The organism is Thiohalocapsa sp. (assembly GCF_019695415.1).
GTDB lineage: Bacteria > Pseudomonadota > Gammaproteobacteria > Chromatiales > Chromatiaceae > Thiohalocapsa.
In genome coordinates, this window is sequence record NZ_JAIFKJ010000257.1 from 1 (window position 1) to 6,014 (window position 6,014).

The following is a 6,014-nucleotide window of genomic DNA, read 5'->3' on the forward strand; positions in this document are numbered from 1 at the left end:
CTGTCCTGCCGGCGAGACAACCCCCAAGGAGGAGGGGGTGAGGGCTGAGGGCTGAGGGCTGAGGGCTGAGGGCTAGGGTGGCGCTGTCTGCGATGTTCTTCAGGTTGCTTTCAAATCTGCTTTTGGAAGCTGCGGATGAGGCCGCTGATCAGTCTGGCAACTTGTTGGGCTTCGTCAACCAATCTTCGGCCCTTGTCGCGCTCAACCAGTCCGGCTTCCATGCCGATCAGGAGCTGGGTCCAGCACTCGGCGCAAGATCCTTTCGCGGTGTAGAGGAATCTGATCCTGTCCTTCTGGGTGTCGCGCTCGTAACCTTCGGCGATATTCGACGCGACTGACAAGGCGGAGCGCGTCACTTGGTCTCGGTATGCAAAGTGCCGACACTGATCCGTCAGGTCAAAAATCTCTACAGCAAGACGGCAGGCGCGCCGCCATGCGTCCAGTTTCAGCAACGCCTCGAAAGCCAAGTACGCGGCGCTCCTGAGCCCTCCGCCCTTAGCCCCGCGAGAAGCGCATCAGCGCTTCGAGTACTGCGGCCGCTTGCGCGCCTTGTGCAGGCCGACTTTCTTGCGCTCCACCTCGCGGGCGTCGCGGGTGAGGAAGCCGGCGCGGCGCAGGGGGGCGCGCAGGTTTTCGTCGTAATCCACCAAGGCGCGGGCGAGGCCGTGGCGGATGGCGCCGGCTTGACCGGAGGAGCCGCCGCCCTTAACGGTTGCGCGGACGTCGACGCGGTCGGTCAGCTCGACGGCTTCGAGCGCCTGGCGCACCACCATCCGCGCGGTCTCCCGGCCGAAAAAGTGGTCGAGATCCCGGTTGTTGACGGTGATGCGGCCGGTGCCGACGCTCAGGAAGACGCGAGCGGCGGCGTTCTTGCGGCGCCCGGTGGCGTAATGGAAGTCCGGCATGGATCAGTTATCCGTGTTGTCTTGTTCGTTGACGTCAGGGTCGTTCACTTCGGGGTCGAAGGCTTCAGGATCGCAGGGCTGGGACGCGATCTCACCGCGCGGTCGGGGCGGCTCGGATCAGACCTCAAGCGGCTGCGGCTGCTGCGCCGCGTGGCGATGCTCCGGCCCGGCGTAGACCTTGAGCTTCTTGAACATGGCCCGGCCCAAGGGGTTGCGCGGCAGCATGCCCTTGACGGCGGCCTCCAGCACCCGCTCCGGATGCTCGTCTAACATCTGCTGCAGCGAGCGGGACTTGAGATGGCCGATGTAGCCCGTGTGCCGGTAGTACATCTTGTCCGCCAGCTTGTTGCCGGTGACCCGGACCTTTTCCGCGTTGACCACGACAAGGTAGTCGCCGGTGTCCACATGCGGCGTGTACTGCGGCTTGTGCTTACCGCGCAGCCGGCGGGCGATCTCGGTGGCCAGACGGCCGAGCGTCTTGCCTTCGGCATCGATGAGATACCAGGCCCGTCGCACCTCAGCCGGCTTTGCGCTCTCTGTGCTCATGTCCATCACTCCGGAGGGAAACCGTCGGGTGCGCAGGTGATCTGATGCAGCCCCGAGAAAGCCGCGCATTGTAGCTAAGTTTTTTGTCTGTGTGCAACAGGTACCGCAGCGGTTGCGCAGCGCATCGGCGCTGCGCCCAGGGGGCTGACGCCAAGGGCTTGAAGGGGCATTGGCCGTTTGGCCCTGTCTAGGGCGCCGAGCCCTCGGGCGGTCAGCCCGGGAGTCGCAAACGCTCGACGGGTGTGCCGCCGATGAGGTGGCTCTGCAGGATTTCTTCCAGGTCTTCGGTGTCGACGTAGGTGTACCAGGTGCCCTCCGGATAGACGACGGCCACGGGGCCTTCGCTGCAGCGGTCCAGGCAGCCGGCGTTGTTGATGCGGATGCCGCCGGGGCCTGTCAGCCCGAGCTCTTTGGTGCGCTTCTTCAGATAGTCCCGGGAGGCCTGCGCGCCGCATTGCTCGCAGCTTTGGCTGCCGTCGGCCCGCAGGTTGGTGCACAGGAAGACGTGGTACTTGTAGTAGGGTGTCGGCGTGGACATGCTCTGGCGCTCCATCGGCGCTGGTCATTAAGATGGCCCGGGGCTGGGCGTTGCGTTGAACCGACAGGTGGCGCCCGTGGCGCCTCGAACCAACCGGGGCACGGACTGTCGGGCGCTCTAGCGTGAGGCCGATCGGGTCCTGCGCGATGGGTGATACGCCTGTAGCCGCGGCGCCTGTGCGGTCTCGCGCCCCGCTGGCCCCCAAGCCCCCGGCGTGCTCAGGCTGCCGCACCGCGCGGCTGCGCACAGCAACTGCTTAGACGCACCCGGCCCCGCTGCATCCCCGTGCCCATCCGCGTCCCTATCCACGTCTGCATTCCCATCAGACCCGACCACCATCCCGCCCATTCGCGCAGAAGACCTTGAACGACCGTGAACTGCTGCGCCTCGCGGACCAGTGCGTCAAGTGCGGTCTGTGTCTGCCGCATTGTCCCACCTTTCGGCTCTATCACAATGAGGCCGACTCGCCGCGGGGGCGTATCGCGCTCATCCAGGGGCTGATCCAGGGCCAGCTCAGCGACAACGCCCGGCTCGGTGTCCACTTGGACGGCTGCCTGGAATGCCGTGCCTGCGAGCTCGCCTGCCCGTCGCTGGTGCAGTTCGGCACGCTGATGGATGCCGCCCGCGCGGCGCGCGTGGCACGGCTGCCGGCGCCGGTGCGCTGGTGGCGACGGCTGCGACTGGATGTGCTCAGCACGCCCCGCCTGCTGCCGCTGCCCGCCCTGCTGGCCGCTGCCTACAGGCGTGTCGGTTTGGGTGCGCTGGCGCGGCGCCTCGTGCATTTGCCGCGGCTCCGGCGATGGCCTCGGCTGCGGGTGCTGCTCGGTCTGGCCGAGCGGCTGCGCTGGCCCTCGCCGCCGCGGCCCGGTGCATTGATCGGTGGCGGGGTCCGTGCCGATGCCCCGCCGATGCGGGAGCCCGTGGCGCTGTTCCGCGGCTGCGTGGCCCGGTCGCTGGAGCCGGATGTGGCGCGTGCGGCGGTGAGCGTGCTCAAGTGCCTGGGAGTGGCGGTGACGGTGCCGGCGGGGCAGGCCTGCTGCGGTGCCATGCATCGCCACAACGGCTTCCCGGATGACGCCGATGCCCTATTGGAGCGCAATCGCGCCGCGTTCGCCGGGGCCCGGGTGGTGGGCGGAGCGAGTGCGTGCGTGGCGGAGCTGCACCCGGCACTCGACGCCGCGGAGCTCTGCCGCGCCCTGCTGGACTTGCCCTGGCCTGCGGAGCTGCAGCTACGCACCCTGGCCGGTACCGTGGCCGTGCACGAGCCCTGCTCTCACCGCAATCAGCTGCGCGACACCGCCGCGGTATATGCGCTGCTGCGACGCATCCCGGGGCTCGAGGTCGTGTCGTTGCCCGGCAACGACACCTGCTGCGGTGCTGCGGGCACCTATCTGCTGGACCACCCCGAGACGGCCCTGGCGCTGGCCGCCGACAAAGTGGCAGCGCTTGCGCAGCGCAAGCCGCGGTGGCTTGCCACCACCAACACGGGCTGCGCCGCCCATCTGGCGGCCGCCGCCGATGCTGCCGGCGTGGACGTTGGGGTGGTGCATCCGGTGGTGCTGCTGGCCCGGGCGCTGGCGCCGGCAGGCCGTACAATATGAGCCAATACTTGTCTTAAGGCCCGGAGCCGGCAACTGGACGGCATTGCCAACGGAAACCGCACACGCTTATGAGCAACCGAGACTACACACCCGTCGATCAAGCCCTGATGGGGCTGGATCAAGCGATCCGCACCGTCTTTGGGCGCCCGCGCGTCACCGAGCGTGCCAACCCGGCTGAGCACTACGCCGAGGTGGATCTGGGCGAGGACGAGCGCCGGCACATCGGCGGGCTGATGCGCGTGAATCACACCGGAGAGGTCTGCGCCCAAGGGCTGTACCAGGGGCAGGCGCTTACGGCGCGGCTGGCCGAGGTGCGCGAGAGCCTGGAGCGCTCGGCGCTGGAAGAGAACGACCACCTCGCCTGGTGCGAGCAGCGCCTCGACGAGCTCGGCGCCCGCAAGAGCCTGCTGAACCCGCTGTGGTATGCCGGCTCCTTTGCCATGGGCGCCGCCGCCGGCCTCGCCGGTGACAAGTGGAGTCTCGGCTTCGTGGTGGAGACCGAGCGCCAGGTGGAGGATCACCTGGACGAGCACATCGCCCAGGTGCCGGGGGACGATCAGCGCACCCGCGCCATCCTGGAGCAGATGAAGGCGGACGAAATCCACCACGCCGATGTCGCCCACGCCGCCGGCGGCGCCGAGCTCCCGACACCCGTCAAGCTCGCCATGAAGGCCGTGGCGAAGGTGATGACGCGGGGGGCTTATTGGGTTTGATTTTCATTGTGTAGCGATTTTCGAGGAGCGAGGGGCGAGGGCGGCACGCCACTATTGCCGAGGGCAGGTGTCCCGCGCCCCTCGAAACTCGCTCCTCGAGCCTCGAACCTGTCTTTACTTCCTCTTTTCATTCCACCCCTCGATATCGCGGTTCAGGTTGCGCCCGTAGAAGATCTCCATCATCTCGCGGCGGACCAGGCGGTGGATGCGCTTGTATTCCTTGTCTGACAGGTCTTCGGCATCGACGCAGAACAGGTAGTCGTCCAGCTCGAAGCGGTTCACGACCATCTTGGTGTGGAACAGGTTTTCCTGGTACACGTTCACGTCCATCATCTGGTAGCGGTTCTTGGTGTCCCGCGACAGGTAGTTCTGGATGGAGCTGATGTTGTGGTCGATGAAGTGCTTGCGCCCGCGCACGTCGCGGGTGAAGCCGCGCACCCGGTAGTCCATGATCACGATGTCCGACTCCAGCGCGTGGATCAGGTAGTTCAGCGCCTTGAGCGGTGAGATGAGCCCGCAGGTGGAGACGTCGATATCGGCCCGAAAGGTGCTGATGCCGTTGTGCGGATGGCTCTCCGGATAGGTGTGTACCGTGATGTGGCTCTTGTCGAGGTGGGCCACTACGGCATCGGGCAATGGTCCCGGTGTCGGCGAGTTGGTGAGCCCCTGCTCCGGGCTGTGCTCCTCGGCGATCAGCATGGTCACCGAGGCCCCCTGCGGCTCGTAGTCCTCGCGGGCGATGTTCAGGATGTTGGCGCCGATGATGTTGGCGACGTCGGTGAGGATGCCGGTGAGCCGCTCGGCGTTGTAGGCCTCGTCGATGTAGGCGATGTAGGCGGCCCGCTGCTCGTCGGAATCCGTGTAGCAGATGTCGTAGATATTGAAGCTGAGCGACTTCGTCAGGTTGTTGAAGCCGTGCAGCTTGAGCCGTTTGGACGTCTTGGGCATGGTGCTTGGCGACTCCGGGCCGCCGGGTTTCCGGTGCACGATGGACCCGCCCGAGCGCCGGGCGGGGGACGAGGAATCTGGGCAGTGGGGCCGGCTCGCCGGCATCGGGTGCCCGACTGCCCGTGCACTGCCTTGCGGGCGGCCCCGCCGCCAGCGTCACAGAGGCGCGCACGCTACGCCTGCGGTAGGGTGGTTTGCAAGAGACTTCGGGCTCGGTCTGTGCCGACGGTCGCAGCCAGCGTCGGCTCCCTCAGTGGGGCGTCTGCGGCGCGCCGCAAAGCCCGGACAGCAGGCGTTGTGTCGCGTCGGCACCGACGGCCGCTGTGAGCGCCGTGCTCGCCGGGACCGGGCCTTGCTTGAGCAGGCGCTCGTGAAAGTCTTGCACGGCCTCGGCGGCGTTGCCGACGGTGTTGCGTGCCGCCGCGATAAGCTGCCAGCCGAGCACCGTTGCCAGCGCATCACCTGGGTTACGAATAAGGTCGGCGAGTATGCAGTCGGCGTCGCCCAGAACCGCCGCCCGACGGCGCGCCTCCGGGAGGTCCACTCGGCCGAGGTGCAGGTCCAGATCCAGTGCAGCCTGTGCCAACGCCGCGCGCTGGGCGGCGCGGGCGGCTGCGGCTGGTGCGAGCACCTGCTCCGCCAGCGCCAGCGGCAGACCGCGGCGCAAGGAGACCCCGCCCGCCAGCAGTCGAGGCAGTGAGCGCGCAGCCATGCCGCCGGCAAAGGTGAGGGTGTGCAGCCCGCCCCAGCCGAGGCTCAGGCA

At 67.5% G+C, this 6,014-nt stretch carries 8 protein-coding genes; 2 read left to right on the plus strand and 6 right to left on the minus strand.

The window, feature by feature from the left end:
* Window positions 1–110: 110 nt before the first annotated feature.
* The 4 genes from I6U14_RS07280 to I6U14_RS07295 all read right to left on the minus strand — a co-directional run bounded on the left by I6U14_RS07280 (window position 111) and on the right by I6U14_RS07295 (window position 1,989).
* Window positions 111–467, minus strand: coding sequence for a four helix bundle protein (locus I6U14_RS07280; RefSeq protein WP_296898099.1), 357 nt, complete (start codon window positions 465–467; stop codon window positions 111–113).
* Between the two features lie 48 nt (window positions 468–515).
* Window positions 516–905: a 30S ribosomal protein S9 gene (gene rpsI / locus I6U14_RS07285; RefSeq protein WP_296898100.1), complete on the minus strand. Its 390-nt coding sequence runs from the start codon at window positions 903–905 to the stop codon at window positions 516–518.
* Window positions 906–1,022: 117 nt separating this feature from the next.
* Window positions 1,023–1,451, minus strand: coding sequence for a 50S ribosomal protein L13 (gene rplM, locus I6U14_RS07290; protein ID WP_296898102.1), 429 nt, complete (start codon window positions 1,449–1,451; stop codon window positions 1,023–1,025).
* A gap of 211 nt (window positions 1,452–1,662) precedes the next feature.
* A complete protein-coding gene (locus I6U14_RS07295; protein WP_296898103.1) occupies window positions 1,663–1,989 on the minus strand; it encodes a (2Fe-2S) ferredoxin domain-containing protein in 327 nt (108 codons plus the stop codon).
* Window positions 1,990–2,351: 362 nt separating this feature from the next.
* On the opposite strand from I6U14_RS07295, the gene I6U14_RS07300 reads away from it, so the two are divergent.
* Both I6U14_RS07300 and coq7 read left to right on the plus strand, forming a co-directional pair.
* Window positions 2,352–3,590, plus strand: a complete 1,239-nt coding sequence (locus tag I6U14_RS07300; protein WP_296898105.1) for a (Fe-S)-binding protein — start codon at window positions 2,352–2,354, stop codon at window positions 3,588–3,590.
* Window positions 3,591–3,658: 68 nt separating this feature from the next.
* Entirely contained in the window at window positions 3,659–4,303 is a 645-nt protein-coding gene (gene coq7, locus I6U14_RS07305; protein ID WP_296898107.1) for a 2-polyprenyl-3-methyl-6-methoxy-1,4-benzoquinone monooxygenase, read from the plus strand.
* Window positions 4,304–4,417: 114 nt separating this feature from the next.
* On the opposite strand, the gene speD is transcribed toward coq7, so the two are convergent.
* Window positions 4,418–5,251, minus strand: coding sequence for an adenosylmethionine decarboxylase (speD, locus tag I6U14_RS07310; protein WP_296898108.1), 834 nt, complete (start codon window positions 5,249–5,251; stop codon window positions 4,418–4,420).
* A gap of 250 nt (window positions 5,252–5,501) precedes the next feature.
* A partial coding sequence (locus I6U14_RS07315; RefSeq protein ID WP_296898109.1) for a hypothetical protein occupies window positions 5,502–6,014 on the minus strand: 513 nt, incomplete at its 5' end.

Bases quoted from the DNA above. Each gene is read 5' to 3' on its own strand.
- rpsI (WP_296898100.1), bottom strand. From the start codon at position 905: ATGCCGGACTTCCATTACGCCACCGGGCGCCGCAAGAACGCCGCCGCT.
- rplM (WP_296898102.1), bottom strand. From the start codon at position 1,451: ATGAGCACAGAGAGCGCAAAGCCGGCTGAGGTGCGACGGGCCTGGTAT.
- I6U14_RS07295 (WP_296898103.1), bottom strand. From the start codon at position 1,989: ATGTCCACGCCGACACCCTACTACAAGTACCACGTCTTCCTGTGCACC.
- coq7 (WP_296898107.1), top strand. From the start codon at position 3,659: ATGAGCAACCGAGACTACACACCCGTCGATCAAGCCCTGATGGGGCTG.
- speD (WP_296898108.1), bottom strand. From the start codon at position 5,251: ATGCCCAAGACGTCCAAACGGCTCAAGCTGCACGGCTTCAACAACCTG.